22 protein-coding genes are annotated in these 22392 nt (G+C 72.0%); 3 read left to right on the forward strand and 19 right to left on the reverse strand.

All coding sequences use genetic code 11. The features are described from left to right. Positions 1 to 196: 196 nt before the first annotated feature. The 10 genes from AB0C27_RS37345 to AB0C27_RS37390 form a co-directional block, all read right to left on the reverse strand. Complete coding sequence (locus AB0C27_RS37345; protein WP_357854311.1) at positions 197 to 2074, reverse strand: DEAD/DEAH box helicase; 1878 nt, start codon at positions 2072 to 2074, stop codon at positions 197 to 199. A 307-nt stretch (positions 2075 to 2381) separates the two neighbouring features. Further along, complete coding sequence (locus AB0C27_RS37350; protein WP_106251458.1) at positions 2382 to 2741, reverse strand: metal-sulfur cluster assembly factor; 360 nt, start codon at positions 2739 to 2741, stop codon at positions 2382 to 2384. Further along, complete coding sequence (sufU, locus tag AB0C27_RS37355; protein ID WP_357854315.1) at positions 2738 to 3178, reverse strand: Fe-S cluster assembly sulfur transfer protein SufU; 441 nt, start codon at positions 3176 to 3178, stop codon at positions 2738 to 2740. Before sufU ends, AB0C27_RS37350 begins: the two co-directional genes overlap by 4 nt. 2 nt (positions 3179 to 3180) lie before the next feature. Further along, positions 3181 to 4437, reverse strand: a complete 1257-nt coding sequence (locus AB0C27_RS37360) for a cysteine desulfurase (protein ID WP_357854317.1) — start codon at positions 4435 to 4437, stop codon at positions 3181 to 3183. Continuing rightward, positions 4434 to 5180 carry a Fe-S cluster assembly ATPase SufC gene (gene sufC, locus AB0C27_RS37365; RefSeq protein ID WP_106251463.1) on the reverse strand — a complete coding sequence of 249 codons (747 nt, stop codon included), beginning with the start codon at positions 5178 to 5180 and terminating at the stop codon, positions 4434 to 4436. Before sufC ends, AB0C27_RS37360 begins: the two co-directional genes overlap by 4 nt. Before the next feature lie 4 nt (positions 5181 to 5184). Further along, positions 5185 to 5508, reverse strand: a complete 324-nt coding sequence (locus AB0C27_RS37370; RefSeq protein ID WP_357854321.1) for a non-heme iron oxygenase ferredoxin subunit — start codon at positions 5506 to 5508, stop codon at positions 5185 to 5187. Beyond that, positions 5505 to 6707 carry a Fe-S cluster assembly protein SufD gene (gene sufD, locus AB0C27_RS37375; protein ID WP_357854324.1) on the reverse strand — a complete coding sequence of 401 codons (1203 nt, stop codon included), beginning with the start codon at positions 6705 to 6707 and terminating at the stop codon, positions 5505 to 5507. The genes AB0C27_RS37370 and sufD overlap by 4 nt, the downstream gene beginning before the upstream one ends. Then, the gene (gene sufB / locus AB0C27_RS37380; protein ID WP_357854327.1) at positions 6707 to 8119 is read right to left on the reverse strand and encodes a Fe-S cluster assembly protein SufB; all 1413 of its coding nucleotides are present in this window, start codon (positions 8117 to 8119) and stop codon (positions 6707 to 6709) included. Before sufB ends, sufD begins: the two co-directional genes overlap by 1 nt. Continuing rightward, the gene (locus AB0C27_RS37385) at positions 8116 to 8814 is read right to left on the reverse strand and encodes a metalloregulator ArsR/SmtB family transcription factor (protein ID WP_346111573.1); all 699 of its coding nucleotides are present in this window, start codon (positions 8812 to 8814) and stop codon (positions 8116 to 8118) included. Before AB0C27_RS37385 ends, sufB begins: the two co-directional genes overlap by 4 nt. 92 nt (positions 8815 to 8906) lie before the next feature. Then, positions 8907 to 10145 (reverse strand): multidrug effflux MFS transporter, encoded by a 1239-nt coding sequence (locus tag AB0C27_RS37390; protein ID WP_357854330.1) that lies wholly within the window; start codon positions 10143 to 10145, stop codon positions 8907 to 8909. 187 nt (positions 10146 to 10332) lie between these two features. Here AB0C27_RS37390 and AB0C27_RS37395 point away from each other — a divergent pair, with 187 nt between their 5' ends. Together AB0C27_RS37395 and AB0C27_RS37400 are read left to right on the forward strand one after the other, a co-directional pair. Then, complete coding sequence (locus tag AB0C27_RS37395) at positions 10333 to 11241, forward strand: ABC transporter ATP-binding protein (protein WP_357854333.1); 909 nt, start codon at positions 10333 to 10335, stop codon at positions 11239 to 11241. Further along, entirely contained in the window at positions 11238 to 12005 is a 768-nt protein-coding gene (locus AB0C27_RS37400; protein WP_357854336.1) for an ABC transporter permease, read from the forward strand. The genes AB0C27_RS37395 and AB0C27_RS37400 overlap by 4 nt, the downstream gene beginning before the upstream one ends. Before the next feature lie 25 nt (positions 12006 to 12030). On the opposite strand, the gene AB0C27_RS37405 is transcribed toward AB0C27_RS37400, so the two are convergent. Then, positions 12031 to 13233, reverse strand: a complete 1203-nt coding sequence (locus AB0C27_RS37405; protein ID WP_357854339.1) for an MFS transporter — start codon at positions 13231 to 13233, stop codon at positions 12031 to 12033. 126 nt (positions 13234 to 13359) lie between these two features. Here AB0C27_RS37405 and AB0C27_RS37410 point away from each other — a divergent pair, with 126 nt between their 5' ends. Further along, positions 13360 to 14280 carry an EamA family transporter gene (locus AB0C27_RS37410; protein ID WP_357854342.1) on the forward strand — a complete coding sequence of 307 codons (921 nt, stop codon included), beginning with the start codon at positions 13360 to 13362 and terminating at the stop codon, positions 14278 to 14280. Positions 14281 to 14752: 472 nt separating this feature from the next. On the opposite strand, the gene AB0C27_RS37415 is transcribed toward AB0C27_RS37410, so the two are convergent. Genes AB0C27_RS37415 through AB0C27_RS37450 form a run of 8 tightly spaced genes read right to left on the reverse strand, consistent with a single transcriptional unit; the run spans position 14753 to position 22317 of the window. Continuing rightward, the gene (locus tag AB0C27_RS37415; RefSeq protein ID WP_346111527.1) at positions 14753 to 15421 is read right to left on the reverse strand and encodes a GntR family transcriptional regulator; all 669 of its coding nucleotides are present in this window, start codon (positions 15419 to 15421) and stop codon (positions 14753 to 14755) included. Between the two features lie 36 nt (positions 15422 to 15457). Further along, positions 15458 to 16411: an ornithine cyclodeaminase family protein gene (locus AB0C27_RS37420; RefSeq protein ID WP_357854345.1), complete on the reverse strand. Its 954-nt coding sequence runs from the start codon at positions 16409 to 16411 to the stop codon at positions 15458 to 15460. Continuing rightward, complete coding sequence (locus AB0C27_RS37425; RefSeq protein ID WP_357854348.1) at positions 16408 to 17442, reverse strand: proline racemase family protein; 1035 nt, start codon at positions 17440 to 17442, stop codon at positions 16408 to 16410. Before AB0C27_RS37425 ends, AB0C27_RS37420 begins: the two co-directional genes overlap by 4 nt. 10 nt (positions 17443 to 17452) lie before the next feature. Beyond that, the gene (locus AB0C27_RS37430) at positions 17453 to 18454 is read right to left on the reverse strand and encodes a proline racemase family protein (RefSeq protein ID WP_357854351.1); all 1002 of its coding nucleotides are present in this window, start codon (positions 18452 to 18454) and stop codon (positions 17453 to 17455) included. Continuing rightward, positions 18451 to 19344 (reverse strand): dihydrodipicolinate synthase family protein, encoded by an 894-nt coding sequence (locus AB0C27_RS37435; RefSeq protein WP_357854354.1) that lies wholly within the window; start codon positions 19342 to 19344, stop codon positions 18451 to 18453. The genes AB0C27_RS37430 and AB0C27_RS37435 overlap by 4 nt, the downstream gene beginning before the upstream one ends. 27 nt (positions 19345 to 19371) lie before the next feature. Further along, complete coding sequence (locus AB0C27_RS37440; protein WP_357854357.1) at positions 19372 to 20883, reverse strand: NAD(P)/FAD-dependent oxidoreductase; 1512 nt, start codon at positions 20881 to 20883, stop codon at positions 19372 to 19374. Continuing rightward, positions 20880 to 21122: a (2Fe-2S)-binding protein gene (locus AB0C27_RS37445; RefSeq protein WP_357854360.1), complete on the reverse strand. Its 243-nt coding sequence runs from the start codon at positions 21120 to 21122 to the stop codon at positions 20880 to 20882. The genes AB0C27_RS37440 and AB0C27_RS37445 overlap by 4 nt, the downstream gene beginning before the upstream one ends. A 58-nt stretch (positions 21123 to 21180) precedes the next feature. Continuing rightward, entirely contained in the window at positions 21181 to 22317 is a 1137-nt protein-coding gene (locus tag AB0C27_RS37450) for an FAD-dependent oxidoreductase (protein WP_357854363.1), read from the reverse strand. Positions 22318 to 22392: the final 75 nt, after the last annotated feature.

A 22392-nucleotide genomic window follows, 5' to 3' on the forward strand; every position in this document is an offset into this window, starting at 1 on the left:
GCGACCCGACGTGAGCCGACGGTGAGCCGACGTGAGCCGACGTGCAACGACGTGAAACGACGCGGCCGGACGTTCGCGGGCCGACGGGGCCGACGCGTACGCACACCCGCCCGGAGACGGCGCTGCCCGCCGCGCCTCGGAAGGCACGGCGGGCAGCGTCGTGATATGTCGCCGTATGTCGCGGCGTCAGGCGTGGTCAGCGCTCGAAGCGGCGCCCCGAGTTGCGGCGGAAACCACCGTTACCGCCGCGGTCGTCCGGACGCCCGCCGCCACCGCCGGAGCGGTAGCCGTCACGCGGCGCACGCTCGTCGGAGCGCACCCCGCGCTCGCGGTCGGCCGAGAACGGCCGGCCACGGTCGGCGGCGAAACGGCCGCCCCGGTCGTCGGAACGGTAGCCGCCGGCGCGCTGCCCGCGGTCGTCCTGCCGGAGCGGGCGGTCGTCGGAGCGGTAGCCGCCCCGAGCGGGCCGGCTGTCACGGCGGCGGTCGTCGCCGACCGGGCGCTGCTCCTGCGTACGCCCGAACGGCCGATCACCCGTGTCGTGCCGGCGCGGACGCCGGTCGTCGCCGGAGGTGAAGGGACGCTCACCGTCGTCGTGCCGGCGCGGACGCCGGTCGTCACCGGAGGTGAAAGGACGGTCGCCGTCCTCGTGCCGCCGCGGGCGGCGGTCGTCGCCGGGGCCGAACGAGCGCTCGCCGTCGTCGTGCCGGCGCGGGCGGCGCTCACCGTCGAAATCCCGGCGGCCCCGCCCCCGGCCCCTGCGCTCGGACGAGCCGCCCTCGCGGCGCGGGCGCAGCGGCTTGCGGACGTCGGGCTCCCACACGGGAACGGCCTCGCCGCTCGGCGTGCGGGCCCCGGTCACCTCGGCGAGCCGGGGGTGACCAGGCGTGGCCTTGAGCCGGAACGGGTGGATCCCGGCGCGGCGGGTGAGGGCGTCGGTCGAGCGGCGCTCGTTGGGCAGCACCAGCGTGACGACCGTGCCCTTCTCGCCGGCGCGGGCCGTGCGGCCGCCCCGGTGCAGGTAGCTCTTGTGGTCCTGCGGGGGGTCCACGTGCAGCACCAGGCTGATGTTGTCCACGTGGATGCCGCGCGCCGCGACGTCGGTGCAGACGAGCACGTTGACGGAGCCCTCACGGAACTCGGCGAGGATGCGGGTGCGCTGGTTCTGGCGCTTGCCGCCGTGCAGGCCGCCCGCCTTGACGCCGACCCTGGCCAGCTGCTTGCACAGCCGGTCCACGCCGTGCTGGGTGCGGACGAAGATGATCGTACGGCCCTCGCGGTTGGCGATCTCGGCCGTGACGTCGAACTTGTCGTCGCGCGACACCTGCATCACGTGGTGCTCCATGGTGTCGACCGGCGAGGTCGCCGGAGCCACGGAGTGGGTGATCGGGTCCTTGAGGAAGCGGTGCACCAGCTTGTCGACGTCGCCGTCGAGCGTGGCCGAGAACAGCAGCCGCTGGCCGTCGGCCGGGGTCTGCGCGAGCAGTTCGGTGACGACGGGGAAGAAGCCGAGGTCGCACATGTGGTCGGCCTCGTCGAGGACACTGACCTCGACGTCGCCCAGCGAGCACTCACCCTGGCGGATGAGGTCACCCAGGCGGCCGGGGGTGGCGATCACGATGTCGACGCCGCGGCGCAGCGCCTCGATCTGCTTGCCCATGGACATGCCGCCGACGATGACCTTCATGCGCAGGCCGAGGCCGCGCCCGAGGGGTTCGAGGGCGTCGTGCACCTGGAGGGCGAGCTCGCGGGTGGGCACGAGGATCATCGCGTGCGGCCGCCCGGGGGCGGGTCGCACACCGGCGATGCGCGCCATGGTGGGCAGGCCGAAGGCGAGGGTCTTGCCCGAGCCGGTCTGGCCGCGCCCGAGGACGTCGTGGCCGGCGAGCACGTCGGGGATCGTCGCGCTCTGGATGGGGAACGGGCTGTCGAAGCCCAGCTTGGCCAGTCCGTTGACGAGCGGCTTGGGCAGGCCAAGCAGCTCGAACTCGGACGGGCCCGGCTGCCCAGCGTTGGTCTCGGCGTTCGTCTCAGGGGAGGTTTCGCCGAGCGTGGGCATGACAGCGTCAAGCATGGTCACGAAATTCGTGCCTTTCCGTCGAAGTGGCGCGTCACTTCTGCGAAAGGACGAGCCGGGACGTGCGGCCTGTGGCCGCACACGTTCAAGGGCGCCCGCCATGAGGGCGGGATGAAAATGAGGGGGGACACCGGAGCACCGGCCGCAGGCGATGCGTGACGCGCGATGAGACGTCAGGTGTACCTGTTTTCCAACGCCGGGGATATTATCGGATATTCCCCGGCCGGGGGCACGGACTTTCCGGAACCCGCTATGGCACGCTGAAACGGCTGACGATTTACGCCAGCCGTGACAGCGGAAAAGATCAGACGTTGAAGCCTAGCATACGCAGTTGCTCGCGCCCCTCGTCGGTGATCTTGTCAGGGCCCCACGGCGGCAGCCAGACCCAGTTGATCTTCACGTCGGAGACCATGCCGTCGAGCGCCGAATGGGCCTGGTCCTCGATGACGTCGGTCAGCGGGCAGGCCGCGCTGGTCAGCGTCATGTCGATGGTGGCCACGGGCTGCCCGCCGTCGGACGGGTCGAGGTTGAGCCCGTAGATCAGGCCCAGGTCGACGACGTTGATGCCGAGCTCGGGGTCGACGACGTCCTTGAGCGCCTCCATGACCTCTTCGGCGGTCGCGTCACCGTCGTAGCCGGTCGGAGTCTCCACAGGCTTACTCATTCGGCAGCACTCCTCACAACGGCGTCTTTGTACGCCATCCATGAAAGCAACGCACATTTAACGCGCGCCGGGAACTTGGCCACGCCCGCGAACGCGACGGCGTCACCGAGGACTTCCTCGTCGGCCTCGACTTTTCCCCTGCCCTGCATGAGCCGGGTGAACTCGTCGACCACGGAGAGCGTCTCGTCGACCGTGGATCCGGTGGTCAGCTCGTGCAGCACGGAGGCGGCGGCCTGGCTGATCGAGCAGCCCTGACCTTCGTAGGAGACGTCCAGAATCTTGCCCGCGTCGCCCACCTTGACCCTGAGCGTGATCTCGTCGCCGCACGTCGGGTTCACGTGGTGAACCTCGGCGTCGTACGGCTCACGAAGCCCGCGCCCCTGCGGGTGCTTGTAGTGCTCCAGGATCAGCTCCTGGTACATCGACTCGCCGATCATGGCTATGCGAACACCTTCTGAACGTGATGGAGGCCGCGCACCAGGGCGTCGATCTCGCCCGTGGTGTTGTACAGGTAGAACGACGCCCGCGTGGTCGCGGGTATTCCGAAACGCAGGTGCAGCGGGCGCGCGCAGTGGTGCCCGACGCGTACGGCGACCCCGAACTGGTCGTCCAGGATCTGCCCGACGTCGTGCGGGTGGATGCCCTCCAGCGTGAACGACACCGTGCCCCCACGCCCTTCGAGCGTCTCGGGGCCGATGACGCGCAGGGTGGGCACCTCGCGCAGGGCGTCGAGCGCGTAGGCCGTCAGCGTGCGCTCGTGCGCCTCGACGGCCTCCATGCCGACCTCGGTGAGGTAGTCGACCGCCGCGCCGAGCCCGATGGCCTCGACGATCGGCGGCGTGCCCGCCTCGAACTTGTGCGGGATCGGCGCGTACGTCGAGCGGTCCATCCAGACCGCCTCGATCATCTCGCCTCCGCCCAGGAACGGCGGCATGGCCTCCAGCAGCTCGGTGCGCCCCCACAGCACGCCGATGCCGGAGGGGCCGACCATCTTGTGGCCGGTGAAGGCCACGAAGTCGGCGCCCAGCGCGGTCACGTCGACCGGGTGGTGCGGCACGGACTGGGAGGCGTCGAGCGCGACCAGCGCGCCTACCTCGCGGGCCCGCGCGGCCACCTCGGTCACCGGGTTGACGGTGCCCAGCACGTTGGACTGGTGGGCGATCGAGACGATCTTCGTCCGCTCGGTGATGAGCTCGGGCGTGTAGTCGAGCCGCCCGTCGTCGGTGACGCCGAACCACTTCAGCGTCGCGCCGGTGCGCTGCGCGAGCAGCTGCCACGGCACGATGTTGGAGTGGTGCTCCATCTCGGAGATGACGATCTCGTCACCGGGGCCGAGGGTGAAGCGCGGGTCGGTGTTGACGGGGTTGCCGAAGGAGTAGGCGAGCAGGTTGAGCGCCTCTGAGGCGTTCTTGGTGAAGATCACCTCGTCGCGCGACGGCGCCCCGACGAAGCCCGCGACCTTGTCGCGGGCGTTCTCGAAGGCGTCGGTCGACTCGGCGCCGAGCACGTGCATGGCGCGCCCGACGTTGCTGTAGTGCAGCGCCAGGTGCTCCCGCATGGTCTCGATGACCTGGTTGGGCTTCTGTGAGGAGTTGCCCGAGTCGAGATAGACGAGCGGACGCCCGTCGGGCAGCTCGCGGGAGAAGATCGGGAAGTCTTCCCTGATCTTCTCCACATCGAAGCTGTGTGAAGTCATGCAGACGCCTTCGTGTACTGCTCGTAGCCTTCGGCCTCGAGCTTGTCGGCAAGTTCGGGCCCGCCCTGCTCGACGATCCGGCCGGCCGCGAAGACGTGGACGAAGTCGGGCTTCACGTAGCGCAGGATGCGGGTGTAGTGGGTGATCAGCAGCACGCCGGTGTCACCGGAGGCGCGGAAGCGGTTGATGCCCTCGGAGACCACGCGCAGCGCGTCGACGTCGAGGCCGGAGTCGGTCTCGTCGAGCACCGCGATCTTCGGCTTGAGCAGCTCCATCTGGAGGATCTCGTGGCGCTTCTTCTCGCCGCCGGAGAAGCCCTCGTTGAGGTTGCGCTGGGCGAAGGCGGGGTCGATGGACAGGGCGTCCATGCCGCCCTTGAGGTCCTTGGCGAACTCGCGCAGCTTGGGCGCCTCGCCGCGGACGGCGGTGACGGCCGAGCGCAGGAAGTTCGACACGGACACGCCGGGGACCTCGACGGGGTACTGCATGGCCAGGAACAGGCCGGCGCGGGCCCGCTCGTCGACGGACAGCTCCAGCAGGTCGACGCCGTCGAGCAGCACCTGGCCGCCGGTGACGGTGTACTTCGGATGGCCGGCGATGGCGTAGGCGAGCGTCGACTTGCCCGAGCCGTTGGGGCCCATGATGGCGTGGGTCTGCCCGGCCTGAACGGTCAGGTTGACGCCGCGCAGGATTTCCTTGTCCTCGACGGCGACCTGCAGGTCACGAATCTCTAGGGTGGACATGTGCTTAGGACTCCTTCGAGAGCGAGACGAGCACGTCATCGCCGTCGATCTTGACTGTGTAGACGGTCACGGGCTGGGTCGCGGGCGGCCCTGTGGGCTTGCCGGTGTGGATGTCGAAGCACGAGCCGTGCAGCCAGCACTCCAGGGTGCCGTCGTAGACCTCTCCCTCGCTGAGCTTGACCTCGGCGTGGGAGCAGACGTCGTGCAGGGCGAAGACCTCTTCGCCCTTGCGGACCAGCGCCACCGGCGTCTCGTCCGCGCCGACCTCGACGCCGAGGACGCCCCCTTCGGGGATGTCCTCGACCTTGCACACCTTCTCGAAGCTCATCGAACGGGCTCCGCGGCGGACTCGGCCGCGTTCGATACAGCGGCGGACTCGGCCGCATGGGATACGGCGGCGGACTCGGAGGTGCTGAGCTCGGCCTCCAGGGCGTTCAGGACGCGCTCGCGGATCTCGGCGATCTCGATCTTCTCGATGAGCTGGCCGAGGAAGCCCCGCACGACCAGGCGGCGGGCCTCGTCATAGGGGATGCCGCGGGCCTGGAGGTAGAAGATGTGCTCGTCGTCGAGCCGGCCGGAGGCGGAGGCGTGCCCCGCTCCTGCGACCTCGCCGGTGAGGATCTCCAGGTTGGGCACCGAGTCGGCGCGGGCGCCGTCGGTGAGGATGAGGTTGCGGTTGAGCTCGTAGGTGTCGGTGCCCTCGGCCTCGACCCTGATGATCACGTCGCCGATCCAGACGGCGTGCGCCCGGTCGCCCTGGAGGGCGCCGCGGTAGTCGACGTTGCTCTTGCAGTTGGGCTGCGAGTGGTCGACCAGGAGGCGGTGCTCCAGGTGCTGGCCCGCGTCGACGAAGTAGACGCCGGACATGTCGGCGTCGCCGCCGGGGGCGCTGTAGGTGACGCTGGGCGACAGGCGGACGAGGTCGCCGCCGAAGGTCACCACGAAGCTGCGGAACGTCGCGTCCTTGGCCAGCTGGGCGTGGTGGGAGGAGACGTGGACGGCGTCGTCGTCCCAGTCCTGCAGGCTGACGACCTTGAGGCTGGCGCCGTCGCCGACGACGAACTCGATGTTGTCGGCGTAGACGGCGCTGCCCTTGTGGTCGAGCACGAGCACGGCCTCGGCCATCGGCTCGACCCTGACCACGATGTGGCCGTAGGCGGCGCCGTCGCCGGAGCCGGTCAGCGTGAGCACGGTGGGCTTGGAGGTGACGGCCTCGCGCGGCACCGTGATCACGGTGGCCTTCTCGAAGCTGTTCCAGGCCTGGGCGCTCACCCGGTCGCCCGGCATGAACGACTTGCCCACGCGGGCGTCGTCGCGGCCGACCGTCTCCACGGTGACCTCGGGCGCGGCCTCGACGTCGACCCTGACGTGACCGGCGGCCTCGGCCTTGCCGTTGTGCAGGCCCTTCAGGCGGGCGAGCGGCGTGAAGCGCCACGCCTCCTCGCGCCCGGTCGGGACGTCGAAGTCGGCCAGGTCGTAGGACGCCTTCTCGTGCAGGGTCGACAGGGGCTTCTCGTTCAGGCCCATCAGCCGACGGCTCCTTCCATCTGCAGCTCGATCAGCCGGTTGAGCTCAAGCGCGTATTCCATGGGCAGCTCGCGCGCGATCGGCTCGACGAAGCCGCGCACGATCATCGCCATCGCCTCGTCCTCGCCGAGACCGCGGCTCATGAGGTAGAAGAGCTGGTCCTCGCTGACCTTGGAGACCGTGGCCTCGTGGCCCATCGAGACGTCGTCCTCGCGGACGTCGACGTAGGGGTAGGTGTCGGAGCGGCTGATCTGGTCGACCAGCAGCGCGTCGCACTTGACGGTGCTGGCGCTGCCGTGGGCGCCCTCCTCGATCTGCACGAGACCGCGGTAGGAGGTGCGGCCGCCGCCGCGCGCCACCGACTTGGAGATGACGGTGGAGCTGGTGTTGGGCGCCAGGTGCACCATCTTGGAGCCGGCGTCCTGGTGCTGGCCCTCGCCGGCGAACGCGACGCTCAGCGTCTCGCCCTTGGCGTGCTCGCCCATGAGGTAGACGGCCGGGTACTTCATCGTGACCTTGGAGCCGATGTTGCCGTCGATCCACTCCATGGTCGCGCCCTCGTAGGCGACGGCGCGCTTGGTGACCAGGTTGTAGACGTTGTTGGACCAGTTCTGGATGGTCGTGTAACGGCAGCGGGCGTTCTTCTTCACGATGATCTCGACGACCGCGCTGTGCAGCGAGTCGGAGGAGTAGATCGGCGCGGTGCAGCCCTCGACGTAATGGACGTAGCTGTTCTCGTCGACGATGATCAGAGTCCGCTCGAACTGGCCCATGTTCTCGGTGTTGATCCGGAAGTAGGCCTGCAGCGGGATCTCGACCTCGACGTTCGGCGGCACGTAGATGAACGAGCCACCGGACCACACGGAGGTGTTGAGCGCGGCGAACTTGTTGTCGCCCACCGGGATCACCGAGCCGAAGTACTCCTTGAAGAGCTCCTCGTGCTCCTTCAGGCCCGTGTCGGTGTCGACGAAGATGACGCCCTTCTCCTCAAGGTCCTCACGGATCTTGTGGTAGACGACCTCGGACTCGTACTGGGCGGCGACGCCGGCGATGAGGCGCTGCTTCTCCGCCTCGGGGATGCCGAGCTTGTCGTAGGTGTTCTTGATGTCGGCGGGCAGCTCGTCCCAGGAAGCGGCCTGCTTCTCAGTGGAGCGCACGAAGTACTTGATGTTGTCGAAGTCGATGCCGGTGAGGTCGGAGCCCCAGGTCGGCAGCGGCTTCCTGTCGAACAGGCGGAGCCCCTTCAGGCGAAGGTCGAGCATCCATTCCGGCTCGTTCTTGAGTCCGGAGATGTTGCGGACGACCTCCTCGGACAGGCCTCGCTTGGCCGCCGCGCCCGCGGCATCCGGGTCGGCCCAGCCGAACTTGTAATTCCCGAGGCCTTCCAGCTCCGGGCGGTCGGTGACAGTCACCTTCCGGTCTCCTTGCTCTTGTCTCTATGTGCGGAATCGCTCAACGACTGCGGCGACACGTGCGTCGTGCACACCCCGTCGCCGTGGGCGATCGTGGCCAGGCGCTGCACCGGCGTGCCGAGCAGCTGCGCGAACGCCTCCGTCTCGGCCTCACACAGCTGCGGGAACTCCGCGGCCGCGTGCGCCACCGGGCAGTGGTGCTGGCAGAGCTGGTCGCCACCCGACTTGGCCTTGCTGGCCGAGGCGGCATACCCCTCCGCCGACAGCGCCTGCGCCAGCACCTGCACGCGCTGATCCGCCGGCACCGCCCGCATGACCGGCTCCAGCCGCTCCAGCAGGCTCGACACCTGCTCGCGGGCGAAGTCGGCCACGGCTTGCTCTCCCATGCGCTCGGCCAGGAAACGCAGCGCGCTCCCGGCCAGGTCGTCATAGGCGTGCTCGAAAGCACTCCGCCCCGCGTCGGTGATCGCGAACAGCTTGGCGGGCCGTCCGCGCCCGCGTTGCCCGCGGGGGCGTACCGTACGAGGCTCGATCATCCCGTCGGCCAGCAGCGCGTCGAGGTGACGCCGGACGGCGGCGGGCGTGAGCCCGAGCCGCTCGCCGAGAGCCGCGGCCGCGACGGGACCATGCTCAAGAATCAGCCGGGCGACGCGGGCACGGGTACCGCGCTCGTTGCCTGGCTCCATCGTGGGCATGTTTTTCACAACATCAGTGTGCCGTAATTCCTTCCCGCTTTCCAAACGGATCCGAGCAGGGGCGGGAATGGAATTTGTCACGCAGGGTAGCCTTACCTAACCTTCGCCTGGCTCAGGAACGTGAACGAGAGCACCGAGCACAGGATGAGTCCGAGCATGACACACGCCATGGGCACGGCGGTGCCGGATCCGGCGAGTCCGACCAGCGGGGCCGCGGCGGCGCCCAGCGCGAACTGCAGCACCCCCGTCAGGGCCGAGGCGCTGCCCGCGACGTGCGCCGGCTGCGAGCCCAGTGCCAGCGCGCCGGTGCCGGGCAGGGTCAGGCCCTGGCCGAGCATGATGACGAACAACCCGGCCACGATGCCCCACAGGCCGAGGCCCGCCAGCGCGGCGGCCATCAGCAGGGCCGCGCCGGTCAGGCCGATGCCGAGCCCGACGCGGACCAGCAGGACGGGCGGCACCCGTCCGGACAGGCGGCCGCCGAGCTGGGCGGTGCCGGTCAGGGCCAGGGCGTTGAGGCCGAAGATGAGCGAGTACTGCTGGGGCGTGGCGCCGTACACCTCCTGGAGCACGAACGGCGAGCCCGAGATGTAGCCGAACATGGCCCCGAACGCCAGCCCGCCGGTGAGGGCGTAGCCCATGAACGTGCGGTCGCGCAGCAGTTGCCAGAACGTGCGCGCGGTGTGCTTGAGCCCGCCGCTCTCCCGCGCGGCCGGGGGCAGCGTCTCGCGTACGCCCGACAGCACGGCCAGCAGCAGCACGATCCCCGCGACGCTGAGCGCGACGAAGACGCCCCGCCACGAGGTGAACGCCAGCAGCTGCGCCCCGGCGATCGGGGCCAGAATCGGCGCCAGGCCGCTGACGAGCATCAGCGTGGCGAAGATGCGGGCGATGGCGGCCCCGTCGTACAGGTCGCGCACGACGGCCCGCACGATGACCAGCGCGGCGCCGCCCAGCATGCCCTGCAGCAGGCGGAAGGCGATGAGCATCGGCACCGAGGGCGCGAACGCGCACAGCAGCGAGGCGACCATGAACCCGGCCACGCCCACCATGAGCGGCACCCGCCGCCCGCGCACGTCGCTGAGCGGGCCGGCGATGATCTGCCCCACGGAGACGCCGATGAGGCACGCGGTGAGCGTCAGCTGCACCTGCGCCGGCGCGCTGAGCATCTCGGAGGTGATGGCCGGCAGAGCGGGGAGGTACATGTCGATGGAGAGCGGCCCGATCGCCGACAGCGCTCCGAGGATCAGCAGCAGAAGGCCGCGGCGGCGCTTGTGCTCCTGCTGGACGACGGCGGACATGACTGCGGGCGTGGCTTCTGCCACGGACATGCGTGAACCCCTTTTCCCTCGCGGACCTGTGGCCCCCGAGGGCCGAGGGATCCAACCACGTTCCGGTCCTCCTAATTCCCGGTTATCAGATATTTCCGGAGAAGCCGCGCCCGGCGGGAGAGCCCCGCCCATGCGGTCATGCTCACCTGAGGCCGGGACCGCCCGGTGGAGTCCCTAAACTCGTGACATGGACTCCCCAGCCGTCGAGATCGTCGACCTGGTCAAACGCTACGGCGGCAACACCGCCGTCGACGGCCTCACGCTGCGGGCCGAGCGCGGAGCGGTCACCGCGGTGCTCGGCCCCAACGGCGCGGGCAAGACGTCCACGGTGGAGATCTGCGAGGGCTTCCGCGCGGCCGACGCGGGCACGGTCAAGGTGCTCGGCCTGTCCCCTGCCCGGCCCGAGCTGCGCGCGCGGGTGGGCGTCATGCTGCAGGCGGGCGGCGTGCCCCCGGCGATGCGCTGCGGCGAGTGGCTGCGGCTGGTCTCCCGCTTCTACGCCGGCCCGCTCGACCCCGGCGCGCTGCTGGCCCGGCTGGGCCTCACCGACCACGCCCGCACCCCCTACCGGCGGCTGTCCGGCGGACAGCAGCAGCGGCTCTCGCTGGCCGCGGCCGTCGTCGGCCGGCCCGAGCTGGTCTTCCTCGACGAGCCGACGGCGGGCCTCGACCCGCAGGCCAGGCACGCCTGCTGGGAGCTGGTGGCCGAGCTGCGCCAGGCGGGCGTGTCGGTGGTGCTGACCACGCACCACATGGACGAGGCCGAGCGCCTGGCCGACCACGTGGTGATCATCGACAAGGGCCGCGTGGTGGCCGAGGGCAGCCCCGCCTCGCTGACCGGGGCCGAGCGCCAGCTCCGGTTCAGGGCCAGGCCGGGGCTGGGCCTGGAAGAGCTGCTCAACGCGCTCCCCGCGGGCAGCGCGGCCAAGGAGTCGCCCTCCGGTCACTACATCATCGAGGGTCAGGTGGGGCCCGAGCTGCTGGCCACGGTGACGGCCTGGTGCGCGGCCGAGGGCGTCACCGCCGACGACCTGCGCATCGAGCGGCGCACCCTCGAAGACGTCTTCCTCGAACTGACCGGCAGGGAGCTGCGATGACCACGCTCGATCTCACCCCCGCGCCCGGCGCGGCGCCGTTCGGGCGCATGGTGCTGGCGCAGGCGGGCGCGGAGATCCGCGCGATGCTGCGCAACGGCGAGCAGCTCCTGCTGACCCTGGTCATCCCCGTGCTGCTGCTGACCGGCTTCTCGCTGGCGCCGCTGATCGACGTCGGCGGCGGGCGGCGGGTCGACTTCCTGGTCCCCGGCGTGCTGGCGCTGGCGGTCATGTCCACCGCCTTCACGGGGCAGGCCATCGCGACCGGGTTCGAGCGCCGCTACGGCGTGCTCAAGCGGCTGGGCGCCACTCCGCTGTCCAGGAGCGGGCTCATGCTGGCCAAGACGGCGGCGGTCGCCGGCGTCGAGGTGGTTCAGGCGGTGGTCATCGTGGCCGTCGGGCTGGCGCTGGGCTGGCGGCCGCAGGGCTCGTTCCTGGGTGCGGCGCTGCTCGTCGTGCTCGGCACCGCGGCCTTCAGCGGGCTGGGGCTGCTCATGGCGGGCACCCTGCGTGCCGAGGCCACGCTGGCCGGCGCCAACCTGGTCTACCTGGTGCTGCTGGGGGCGGGCGGGGTGATGTTCCCGCTGACGAAGTTCCCCGAAGGCCTGCGGCCGTTCCTGGAGGCGCTGCCCATCTCCGCGCTGACCGGCGGGCTGCGTGCCGTGCTCTCCCAGGGCGCGGCGCTGCCGCCGGCCTCGGTGGCCGTGCTGGCCGGGTGGGCGGTGCTGTCCCTGGCGCTGGTCTCCCGTACCTTCCGCTGGGAGTAGCGCGTGGGAGTGGCGCAGGCGGCGGTTACTCCGGCTGGGGATCCGGGCGGGCGGCGCGCAGGGCGCCGTAGCGGCGGCGGCTGAGCGCGGCCACGGCGGTCAGCGGCACCGCCGCGACCGCGGCCAGGCCGAACAGCAGCCCGTAGCGCCCGTCCTCGGCCAGCGGCCCGGCCGCCCACGAGGCGACCGCGCTGCCCACGAAGAGCGAACAGGCGAAGAACGCGATGGTCGTCCCCCTGGCCTCGGGCACGACCGAGGTGGCCCAGGTCTGCAGCGAGGAGTGCAGGAACGACCAGCCGCCGCCGAGCAGCAGCGCGGTGACGGCCACGGACGGCACGCTGACGTTCACCGTGACGATCGCGAACCCGACGCAGAGCTGCGCGCCGCCCACGAGCATCAGCAGCGGTACGGGCCAGCGCCCTGACAGGTGCTTGACCAGTTTGGCGAAGACCCACAGGCCCAGCCCGTACGCGGTGATGGCCAGGCCTGCCACGGCGGCGGCCAGCCCGGTGTGCTGCAGCGCGGGGGCCAGGAAGGGCATGGCGCCGAGCATGATCGCCCCTTCGGTGAAGGCGAGCGCGAACACCAGCAGCGCCCACCGCTGCCGCAGCACCGCCCCCAGATAACCGCCGACGCCCCCGCCGTCGCCCTCGTGGCGGGGCGGCTCGGGCAGCACGCGCAGCGCGACCGCGCAGATCAGCGCGAAGACGGCGGGCACGGTGAAGGCCACCCGCCAGTCCACCAGACCCGCGACGACCCCGCCGAGCCCCGTGGCCAGGGCGGTGCCGAGCGCGGCCGCGGCCATGAGATCGGTGAGCGCGCGCTGGCGCACCTCGGCACGCACGGTGTCGCCCACGTACGTCAGGCTCGTCGGGATCACCGCGCCGAAGCAGGCGCCGGTCACGACCCTGGCCAGCACGAGCGTCCCCAGGACGGGCATCAGCGCCGAGACCGCGCCCGCCACCGCGGCGCCGAACAGCGCCCAGCGCATGACCCGCACCCGCCCGAGCCGGTCCGACAGCAGCCCCCACAGCGGCTGGGTCAGCCCGTACGCGAGGTAGTAGCCGCTGGCGGCGGCCACCGCGGCCGACAGGGAGACGCCGAGATCGTCGGCGATGAGCACGAGCATGGGGCTCACCGCGAAGCGGTCGAAGCTGCTGATGAACGAGGCCACCGACAAGGGCAGCGGCGGGCGGACGAGACTGACGGGAGGAGCGGGGGTCGTCATGTGCTCCGCGGTTCGTTGGCCTGGAAGAATGACCCGATCAACAGTAGTACAGCCACAAAACGGGAATGTCGCCGGGCCCGAGTAAGCTCTGACGGTTGTCCCCCTCGCATCCGCCAGAGGAGTCCTGTGACCGCCTTCGCCCTCGACGACCCGTACGACCGCGGCTCCGGCCTGCCCAGGCCGGGCAGCCTGCTGCGCAGCGCGGCCGACTCCATCCCGCCCTCGGGGCTGGTGGTGCTGGCGATCTTCTCCGTGCAGCTGGGCGCCGGGTTCGCCAAGGAGCTGTTCGCGGCGCTGCCGCCGAGCGCGGTGGTGTTCCTGCGCATCACGGCGGGGGCGCTCATCATGGGGGCGTTCGCGAGGCCGAGGCTGAAGGGGCTGTCGTGGCGTGACTGGGCGGTGGGGCTCGGCTTCGGCCTGACCCTCGCTCTGATGAACCTGTCCTTCTACGAGGCCCTGTCGCGGCTGCCCATGGGGATCGCGGTGGCCATCGAGTTCCTCGGGCCGCTGGGCGTGGCGGTCGCGGCGTCGCGGCGGCGGGTCGACCTGGTGTGGGTCGGCCTGGCGGCGGCCGGGGTCGCGCTGCTGGCGCCGTGGGGCGAGTCGGCCATGGTGCAGTGGGCCGGCATCGGGTTCGCCATGCTGGCCGCCCTGGGCTGGGCCGCCTACATCCTGCTGTCGGCCGCCGCCGGGCGGCGCTTCCCCGGCACGAGCGGGCTCTCGTTCGCGATGATCGTCTCGGCCGTGGTGATCGCCCCGGTCGGGGCCACGACCGGCGGGGCCGAGCTGCTGCGGCCCGAGCTGCTGCTGATCGGGCTCGGCGTGGGGCTGCTGTCGTCGGTGATCCCCTACTCGCTGGAGCTGCAGGCGCTGCGGCGGATGCCCAAGCACGTGTTCGGCATCCTGATGAGCCTCGAACCGGCCGTGGCGGCGCTGATCGGGGTGCTGCTGCTGAGCGAGCTGCTGCACGCGCAGCAGTGGGCGGCGATCATCTGCATCGTGGCCGCCAGCCTCGGCTCGACGCGGGCGGCCCGGCGCGCGAAGTAGCCGTCGGCGCGGGAAGCGGCCGGCGCGGGAAGGGAAGCGACCGGAAGCGGCCGGTGTGGGAAGTCGCCGCCGGAGGCGGCCGGCCGCCGCGCGCCCGTTGGATGGGGTCCCGGGCGCGCGGCGGAGGGCTCGGCCTCGGTGGGCGGGGTGTGCCGAGCCCGCGAAGGTCAGCGGAGTGCGGGTGTCCGCTTGACCAGGCAGGTGCCACCGTCGGAGCGGCACGGTGGCCGGTCCGACGGGGACGAGATGGCGAGACCGACGGCGATCGCACTGAGGCGTTTGCCCGGTCGGCCCGCAAATGAGATTACCGCCAACGGGGAGCGTCTGATCCCCGAATGTCGGAACTCACCGGGTTAGCACTCGGCCCGGTTGCCGAACGCGGGCGCTCAGTGCTCGGCTCACCTGCCGGACTCGGGCCGTCAGCGCCCGGCCCGGCTGCCGGGCTCACCAGGTCAGCACTCGGGCTCGGTGGTCAGTGTTCGGCCCAGATGCCCCTGACATGGCCGATGTGCTCGGCCATGAGGGTGCCGACGGCCTCGCTGTCGCCGCGGCTGAGCGCGTCGAGCAGTTCCAGGTGCTCTCTGGCCGAGCCGCCCAGCGTGCCGCGTTCCGACAGCTGTGACAGGCCGTAGAGCCTGGCCCTGTTGCGCAGGTCGCGTACCACCGACACCAGGTGCGCGTTGCCGCACAGCGACAGCAGCTCGACGTGGAAGCGCAGGTCGGCGTCCACGTACGCGAGCAGGTCACCGCGCTCGCTGGCCGAGACGATCTCCTCGGCGATGGGCCGCAGCCGCTCGAACTCCTCCGCCCGCGAGCTATCGGCCAGCCTGGCCACCGTGGGCACCTCGATGAGCTGGCGGATCTCGGTGAGCTCGTCGAGGTCGCGGTCGGACAGCTCGGTGACCCGGAAGCCCTTGTTGCGCACCGCCTCGACCAGGCCCTCCTTGGCCAGGTCGAGCATGGCCTCACGGACGGGCGTCGCCGAGACGCCGAACTGGGCGGCCAGCACCGGCGCCGAGTAGACGACCCCCGGCCGCATCTCCCCCGTGATCAGCGCCGCCCGCAGCGCGTGCGCGACCTGCTCACGCAGGCTCTGCCGCTCCCCCACCATCGGCAGGTCGAGCCGGTCCTCGGCAGCCATCCGCCCATCCTCTCTCTGTTCACGCTTCGAAAGCGTCTACGTCCACGCCTCGTAAGCGGCAGCCGCGACCACGAGGTCCTCCCACGCCATGCCCGTGCTCTTGAACACGCGCGGCCCCGGGCCGGTGATCACCTGCCCGGCGATCAGCTCGGCGAGGTTTCCGGCAAGATGGCGGGAGGAGATCGTACCCCGGCGCATCGGGATGATGACGTCTCCGGCCTCCTCCAGGGCGGCCGCCCTGGCCTCGACGACCACGGTGGCCCGCGCGACGAGGTCGCCGTCGAGCTCGCGGGCGTCGGGCTCGTGCGAGCCGACCGCGACGACGGTGGCGCCGTCGCGGGTGAGCTTACCGGGGAACAGCGGTTCCCTGGCGGTGGTGCAGCAGGCGACGAGATCCGCCTCCGCCAGCGCCCGCGCCACCTGCCCGTCCGGCCCGCCGCCTTCGTCGGTGAGGGCGCGGGCGGTCAGGCCCAGGGCGCGGCAGCGGGTGGCCAGCGTCTCCGCGCGTCCCGCGTCGCGCCCGACCACGGTGACGTCCTCGACCGGCCGCACCTCCCGCAGCGCCAGCACGTGCCCGTACGCCTGCGGCCCGCTGCCGAACACCACCAGCCGCCGCGCCCCCGGCTCCGCCAGGTGCCGGACGGCCAGGGCGGAGACGGCGGGCGTGCGCAGCGAGGTGAGCGCGATCCCGTCCATGGCCGCCAGGGGCGCCAGGGTCTCACCGTCGAACAGCAGGTACGTCCCCTGGATCCGGGGCAGCCCGCGCTCCGGGTTCGCGGGGGCGATGCTGACCGCCTTGACGCCGGCGTACCGGCGGGTGGCGGCGGGCATGAGCAGCAGTTGCCCGGCCGGCACGTCAACGACCGGCCGCTGCGGCGTGGCCTCGGGGTCGAGGCCGGCGCGCAGCGCCTCCTCCAGGACCGTGACGGCCCGCCCCATCGGCACCAGCCGCTCCAGGGTGGCCGCGTCCAGGTACGGGAGCCCGCTCATCGCAGCGTGAACCCGGTGGGGAACGGGTCGGCGGGGTCGAGCTCGAAGGTGTGCCGCCCGGTCCGGTACGCCATGCCGTCGATCTCCACGACCACTCCCCGATCGGTCTCCTCCGCCACGCGCGCGGTGAAGACGCTGCCCACGACGCTCAGATGGAGGAGTTCGCCTGTTCTGCCCTCGTCGTGCAGCAGCGCCATCCTGGCCGCGGTCCCCGAGCCGCAGGGCGACCGGTCCACCTCGCCGTCGGCGAACACGGTGACGTTCCGCTGCCGTATGACCCCGCCGCCACCGGGGCCGCCACCGCCACCGTTGCTGGGAGGCTCGCCGGAGAGGTCGCCGGGCGGCTCGTCAGGCAGCGTGTCGGGCAGCTCATCGTGGAAGATCACCCCGTACACGCCGGACAGCCGCTCGTCCGGATGCCTGGCGGCCGGATGATCGGAGAGCTCCGCCTTGATCCGGCGGGCGTGGCCGATGAGGGCGTCCACGTGGCGGGGCTCGACCGACAGCCCGACGGCCGAGGCGGGCAGCGAGGCGTAGATGGCGCCGCCGTACGCGACGTCCACGGTCGTCCCGGCCACGGGCACGTCGCGGGCGATGACGTACGAGGGCACGTTGACGAAGGTCACGGACGTGACCCGGCCGCCCGACGTACGCACCCGGGCCTTGACCCGGCCCGACGGCACGTCGACGACCACCTCGGTCACGCCGTCGGGGTCGGCCTCGACCAGGCCCTCCTGCACGGCGTACGCGCCGAGCGCGATCGTCCCGTGCCCGCAGGCGGTGGAGAAGCCGTCCTTGTGCCAGAACAGCGCGCCGAACCTGGCTCCCGGATCGTCAGGCGGGACCAGGAAGCAGCCGTACATGTCGGCGTGCCCGCGCGGCTCGTGACACAGCAGCCGCCGCACGTCGTCGAGCTCGGCCATCGCCGTGCTCCGGCGCGCGAGCACGTCGGAGCCGGCGATCTCGGGCACCCCGCCGGTCACGATCCTGAACGGCTCACCGGCCGTGTGGTAGTCGACCGTAGTGATCAAGACCGGCCCCTCACAGCTCGAACCCGGCGGGGAACGGGTCGCGCGGGTCGAGGAAGTACTGGGCGGTGCCGGTGATCCAGGCCCGCCCGGTGATCGACGGCAGGACGGCGGGCTGCCCGCCCACCTCGGTCTCCTCCAGCAGCCGGCCGATGAACCGGGTGCCGATGAACGACTCGTTGACGAAGTCGCGGCCGAGCGGCAGTTCGCCGCGGGCGTGCAACTGCGCCATGCGGGCGCTGGTGCCGGTGCCGCAGGGCGAGCGGTCGAACCAGCCGGGGTGGATGGCCATGGCGTGCCGCGAGTGATGCGCGTCGGAGCCGGGGGCGGTGAAGTAGACGTGGTGGCAGCCGCGGATGCGGTCGTCCTCGCGGTGGACGGGCTCGTCGGCGGCGTTGATCGCCTCCATGGTGGCCAGGCCGGCCGCGATGATCTCGTTCTTGGCCTTGCGGTCGAACGGCAGGCCGTAGCGGTCCAGGTCGACGACGGCGTAGAAGTTGCCGCCGTACGCGAGGTCGTACGGGATCTCCCCGAACCCCGGCACGCTCACCGAGGCGTCCAGCCGGTCGCAGTAGGAGGGCACGTTGCGCAGCGTCACGGACATGGCCATGCCGTCCTCGACCTCGACGTCCACCTCGACGAGCCCGGCGGGCACCTCCAGGCGCACGGTCGTGACCGGCTCGACGACCTCCACCATGCCGGTCTCCACCAGCACGGTCGCCACGCCGATGGTGCCGTGGCCGCACATCGGCAGCAGCCCCGACACCTCGATGAACAGCACGCCGTAGTCCGCGTCCGGCCTGGTCGGCGGCTGCAGGATGGCGCCGCTCATGGCCGAGTGGCCGCGCGGCTCGGTCATCAGCAGGGTGCGGATGTGATCGAGGTGGTCGCCGAAGTACACGCGCCGCTCGGCCATGCTCCCGCCGGGGATCACGCCGATGCCGCCGGTGATGACGCGGGTCGGCATGCCCTCGGTGTGGGAGTCGACGGCGTGGAAAACGCGCTTGGTCCTCATCGCAGCCCTTCTGCCAGTGCCTTCTCGGTCGCCGCCCGCACGATAGCCTCCTGCTCGCCGGTCAGCGGCTGCCGGGGCTGCCTGCACGGGCCGCCGTGCCGGCCGGCGACGTCCATCGACAGCTTGATGGCCTGGACGAACTCGGTCTTGGAGTCCCAGCGCAGCAGCGGGTGCAGGGCCCGGTAGAGCGGCAGCGCCGTCTCCAGGTCGCCGGCGACGGCGGCGCGGTAGAGGGCGTCGCTGGAGGCGGGCAGCGCGTTGGGGTAGCCGGCGATCCAGCCCACCGCCCCGGCCAGGGCCAGTTCGAGCAGCACGTCGTCGGAGCCGATCAGCAGGTCGAGCCCGGGGGCCAGCTCGGCGATCTCGTACGCGCGGCGTACGTCCCCGGTGAACTCCTTGACCGCCACGATCAGCCCCTCCTCGTGCAGCCTGGCCAGCAGCGCCGGGGTGAGGTCCACCTTGGTGTCATGGGGGTTGTTGTAGGCCACGACCGGCACACCCGCCTTGGCGACCTCCCGGTAGTGCTCGACGACCGAGCGCTCGTCGGCGCGGTAGGCGTTCGGGGGCAGCAGCAGCACCGAGCCGCACCCGGCCTCGCCCGCCTGCTCGGCCCAGCGGCGCGACTCGGCGGCGCCGTACGCGCCCGCCCCGGCCATCACGGCGGGCCCGCCGACGGCTTCGACGGCGGTCTCGATCACCTTGGCGCGCTCCTGCGGGGTGAGCGTCTGGTACTCGCCGAGCGACCCGTTCGGCACGACACCGTCACAGCCGTTGGCGACCAGCCAGCGGCAGTGCTCGGCGTAGGCGTCGTAGTCGACCGACAGGTCCTCACGCAGGGGCAGCGCGGTGGCCACCATGACGCCGTGCCAGGGCTTGCTGCGGTTGTCCATCGGGAAGTCCTCCATGTCGCGGGGGGTTCAGTGAGCGGGATGATCTTCGGCGCCGTTGTCGTCGGGGCCGGGGGCTTCGATGGTGGCGAGCGCGCCGAGGGTGACGGGCTGGGCTATGGGGCGGCGGGGCGGCTGTTGGGACCGCTCTCCGGCCAGGCAGGAGACGGCGTAGCCGCAGACGCGGCCCTGGCACCAGCCCATGCCGGGGCGGGCCAGGAGCTTGATCGCACGCGCGTCGGTGGCGCCGAGCCGCTGCGCCTCGCGTACGCGCGCCAGCGGCACCTCCTCGCACCGGCACACGATCGTGTCGTCCTTCAGCCACCCCTGCCAGCCGGGCCGCACGGGATAGGCCCGCTGCAACGCCTCCCCGAAGGCCCGCCACCGCTCCCTACGCCGGGCAAGCCGGGCCGGCACGCCTTCGGGGCCGCCGCGGGCCGGCGGCGCGTCCTGCGCGCTGACACCAGCCCCTGGGCTCGCGTCGTCGGCGATGGCGCGGCCCGCGAGGCGGCCTTCCAGTTCGGCCAGCCGCCATCCGCCCACACCCACGGGTTCGCCGGCCGCCCACACGCCGGGGACGCTCGTACGCAGGGTCGCGTCCACGGCCAGCACGGGGCTGCCGTCCACGTCGTGCCTGGTCGCGCAGCCGAGTTGCGTCCCCAGTTCGATCTGCGGGACGAACCCGTAACCGACGGCCAGGGCGTCGCAGCGGACGACGCGGGTGGCGAGAACGTTCCAGCCGGCGTCGAGGCGGGCCACGGTCACGGCCTCCAGCTCGGTGTCCCCGTGGGCGGCGACCACCGCCTGACGGGTGCGGTACGGCACCCGGTGCCGGGTCAGCGCGGCCGCGTACCCCGCCGCCTCACCGGCCTTGCCCAGGGCGAGCAGCGGATGCCTGGCCAGCCCGAGCCCGCCGTTGGCCTCGTACACGCCGAGCACCCGCGCTCCCGCCCCGGCCAGCCCGGTGGCCACCGGCAGCAGGAACGGCCCGGTGCCGGAGACGACGACCCGCCGGCCCGCGAGGACGCCGCCACCCTTGAGCAGCGCCTGCGCGCCGCCGGCGGTGAGCACCCCGGGCAGGTCCCAGCCGGGGAACGGCAACGGCCGATCATGCGCACCGGTGGCGATCAGCAACCGCCGCGCCCGCACCACCACAGCCCGCTCACCAGCGGCACTCACGCCGCCGAGGCTCGCACCGGCGGCACCCGCGCCGGTAGCGCTCGCCGGGCGGGGTGGCGTGGGCGGCGTGCTGGTCAGACAGTGCACGGTCAGGGTGCCGTCCGGGTCGCGGGAGACGTTCCAGACCTGGTGCCGCGACAGCACGTCGGCGCGGGCGGCGAGGGCGTCGGCCTGCCGCAGGAACCGGGCCAGCCCGGCCCCCGGCTCGGGCCCTTCCTCGCGCACGGGCGCGTGCCGGAAGTACTGACCGCCGAGCCGCGGCCCGGAGTCCACCAGCGCCACGCTCAGCCCGGCCAGCGCCGCCGTCAGCGCACCCGCCACACCGGCGGGCCCACCGCCGACCACCACGAGGTCGTACGTCACGCCGTCGTCACCTCGTCCCCAGGTGCGGCCTCCAGCAGGCACGCCCGCTCGGGCGCCCGCCCGTTGACCGAGATCAGGCAGTCGAAGCAGACCCCGATCCCGCAGAACAGCCCGCGCGGCCGCCCGCCGAACCGGGTGGTGCGCCACGACTTCACCCCGGCCGCGTGCAGCGCCGCCCCGATCGTCTGTCCGGGAGCGACGGGAACGCTGCGCCCGTCGACGGTGATGTGGAAGGTCACACGCCCTCCCTTGCAACGACATGGCGGGCCGCAGGCGCCTCGCCGGCAACGTGGCGGGTCACGAGTCCTCCTCGGTGAAGCGGTCCGGGCGGAAGGGGGTCAGGTCCAGGTCGGGCGGTTCGCCGGTGAGGAGCTGGGCGAGCAGGTGCCCGGTGGCGGGGGCGAGCCCGATGCCGGCCCCTTCGTGGCCGCACGCGTGATACAGCCCGGGCACGCGCGGGTCGGCGCCGATGACGGGCAGGTGGTCGGGGCAGTACGGACGGAAGCCGCAGTACGACCTGATCGCCCGGACCTCCCGCAGCGCGGGGAAGAGCGCGACCGCCTGAGCGGCCAGCATCGACAGCACGGGCACCGACGTCGTCCGGTCGAACCCGACCCGCTCCCTGCTGGCCCCGATGAGCACGGTCCCCGAAGGGGTGCCCTCCACGACGGCCGAGGTCTCCAGGCCGGCGGAGTCGCTGGCCACGTTGGTCACGTAGGCGGCGGTGTAGACCTTGTGCCGGATGAGCGGCTCGCGCAGGGGCTCGGTGACGAGGATGAACCCGCGCCTGGGCAGGATCGGCAGGTGGGCGCCGGCCAGCGCGGCGATCTCGCCGCCCCAGGTGCCGGCCGCGTTGACGACGGCGTCCCCGAGGATGTCGCCGCCGGACGTCCGCACGCCCGTCACCCGCTCGCCGGAGCGGAGAACGCCGGTGACCTCGACCCCGAGACGCAACCGCAGGGACCCATGGTCGCCGGCGCCGCGCCGGAGCAGGGTGGCGGCGGCCAGCATGGGCTGCACCTGCGCGTCCTGCGGGTAGAAGACGCCGCCGGCCAGCCCCTCGGCCAGGTGCGGCTCGTGGTCGCGCAGCTCGGACGCCCCCACGAGCGAGTACTCCACGCCCTGCTTGGCGGCCAGGCCGGTGAGCTGCCGCTGGACGTCCTCGGTCTCGGCGACGACCAGCCCGCCCTTCGGCTCGAACTCGAACCCGCCCGGCTCGGCCAGCTCGCGCCACAGCCGGTTCGACAGCACGGCCAGCTCCAGCTCGGGCCCCGGTTCCTTGTCGGACACCAGGATGTTGCCCTCGCCCGAGCCCGTCGTGCCGCCCGCCACGGGCCCGCGGTCGACCACGGTCACGTCGAGGCCCGCGCGCGCGGCGTAGTAGGCGCAGGCCGCGCCCACGACTCCGGCGCCGACGACGATCACGTCGGACATCACCACCTCCTCACAGTAATATGTCACATACCTTGAGGTCTTGAGAAGCCTGTTCCCGGTGGCGGGACCGCCGGG

It is taken from the genome of Nonomuraea sp. NPDC048882 (assembly GCF_040649755.1).
GTDB classification, from domain to species: Bacteria; Actinomycetota; Actinomycetes; order Streptosporangiales; family Streptosporangiaceae; genus Nonomuraea; species Nonomuraea maheshkhaliensis.

Coding starts and splice junctions, on each gene's coding strand:
- AB0C27_RS37370 (WP_357854321.1), bottom strand. CDS start 5,508: ATGAGCTTCGAGAAGGTGTGCAAGGTCGAGGACATCCCCGAAGGGGGC.
- AB0C27_RS37420 (WP_357854345.1), bottom strand. CDS start 16,411: ATGAGCGGGCTCCCGTACCTGGACGCGGCCACCCTGGAGCGGCTGGTG.
- AB0C27_RS37400 (WP_357854336.1), top strand. CDS start 11,238: ATGACCACGCTCGATCTCACCCCCGCGCCCGGCGCGGCGCCGTTCGGG.
- sufC (WP_106251463.1), bottom strand. CDS start 5,180: ATGTCCACCCTAGAGATTCGTGACCTGCAGGTCGCCGTCGAGGACAAG.
- AB0C27_RS37385 (WP_346111573.1), bottom strand. CDS start 8,814: ATGCCCACGATGGAGCCAGGCAACGAGCGCGGTACCCGTGCCCGCGTC.
- AB0C27_RS37350 (WP_106251458.1), bottom strand. CDS start 2,741: ATGAGTAAGCCTGTGGAGACTCCGACCGGCTACGACGGTGACGCGACC.
- AB0C27_RS37390 (WP_357854330.1), bottom strand. CDS start 10,145: ATGTCCGTGGCAGAAGCCACGCCCGCAGTCATGTCCGCCGTCGTCCAG.
- AB0C27_RS37430 (WP_357854351.1), bottom strand. CDS start 18,454: ATGAGGACCAAGCGCGTTTTCCACGCCGTCGACTCCCACACCGAGGGC.
- AB0C27_RS37405 (WP_357854339.1), bottom strand. CDS start 13,233: ATGACGACCCCCGCTCCTCCCGTCAGTCTCGTCCGCCCGCCGCTGCCC.
- AB0C27_RS37435 (WP_357854354.1), bottom strand. CDS start 19,344: ATGGACAACCGCAGCAAGCCCTGGCACGGCGTCATGGTGGCCACCGCG.
- AB0C27_RS37450 (WP_357854363.1), bottom strand. CDS start 22,317: ATGTCCGACGTGATCGTCGTCGGCGCCGGAGTCGTGGGCGCGGCCTGC.
- AB0C27_RS37345 (WP_357854311.1), bottom strand. CDS start 2,074: ATGCTTGACGCTGTCATGCCCACGCTCGGCGAAACCTCCCCTGAGACG.
- sufD (WP_357854324.1), bottom strand. CDS start 6,707: ATGGGCCTGAACGAGAAGCCCCTGTCGACCCTGCACGAGAAGGCGTCC.
- AB0C27_RS37360 (WP_357854317.1), bottom strand. CDS start 4,437: ATGACTTCACACAGCTTCGATGTGGAGAAGATCAGGGAAGACTTCCCG.
- AB0C27_RS37415 (WP_346111527.1), bottom strand. CDS start 15,421: ATGGCTGCCGAGGACCGGCTCGACCTGCCGATGGTGGGGGAGCGGCAG.
- sufU (WP_357854315.1), bottom strand. CDS start 3,178: ATGATCGGCGAGTCGATGTACCAGGAGCTGATCCTGGAGCACTACAAG.
- AB0C27_RS37395 (WP_357854333.1), top strand. CDS start 10,333: ATGGACTCCCCAGCCGTCGAGATCGTCGACCTGGTCAAACGCTACGGC.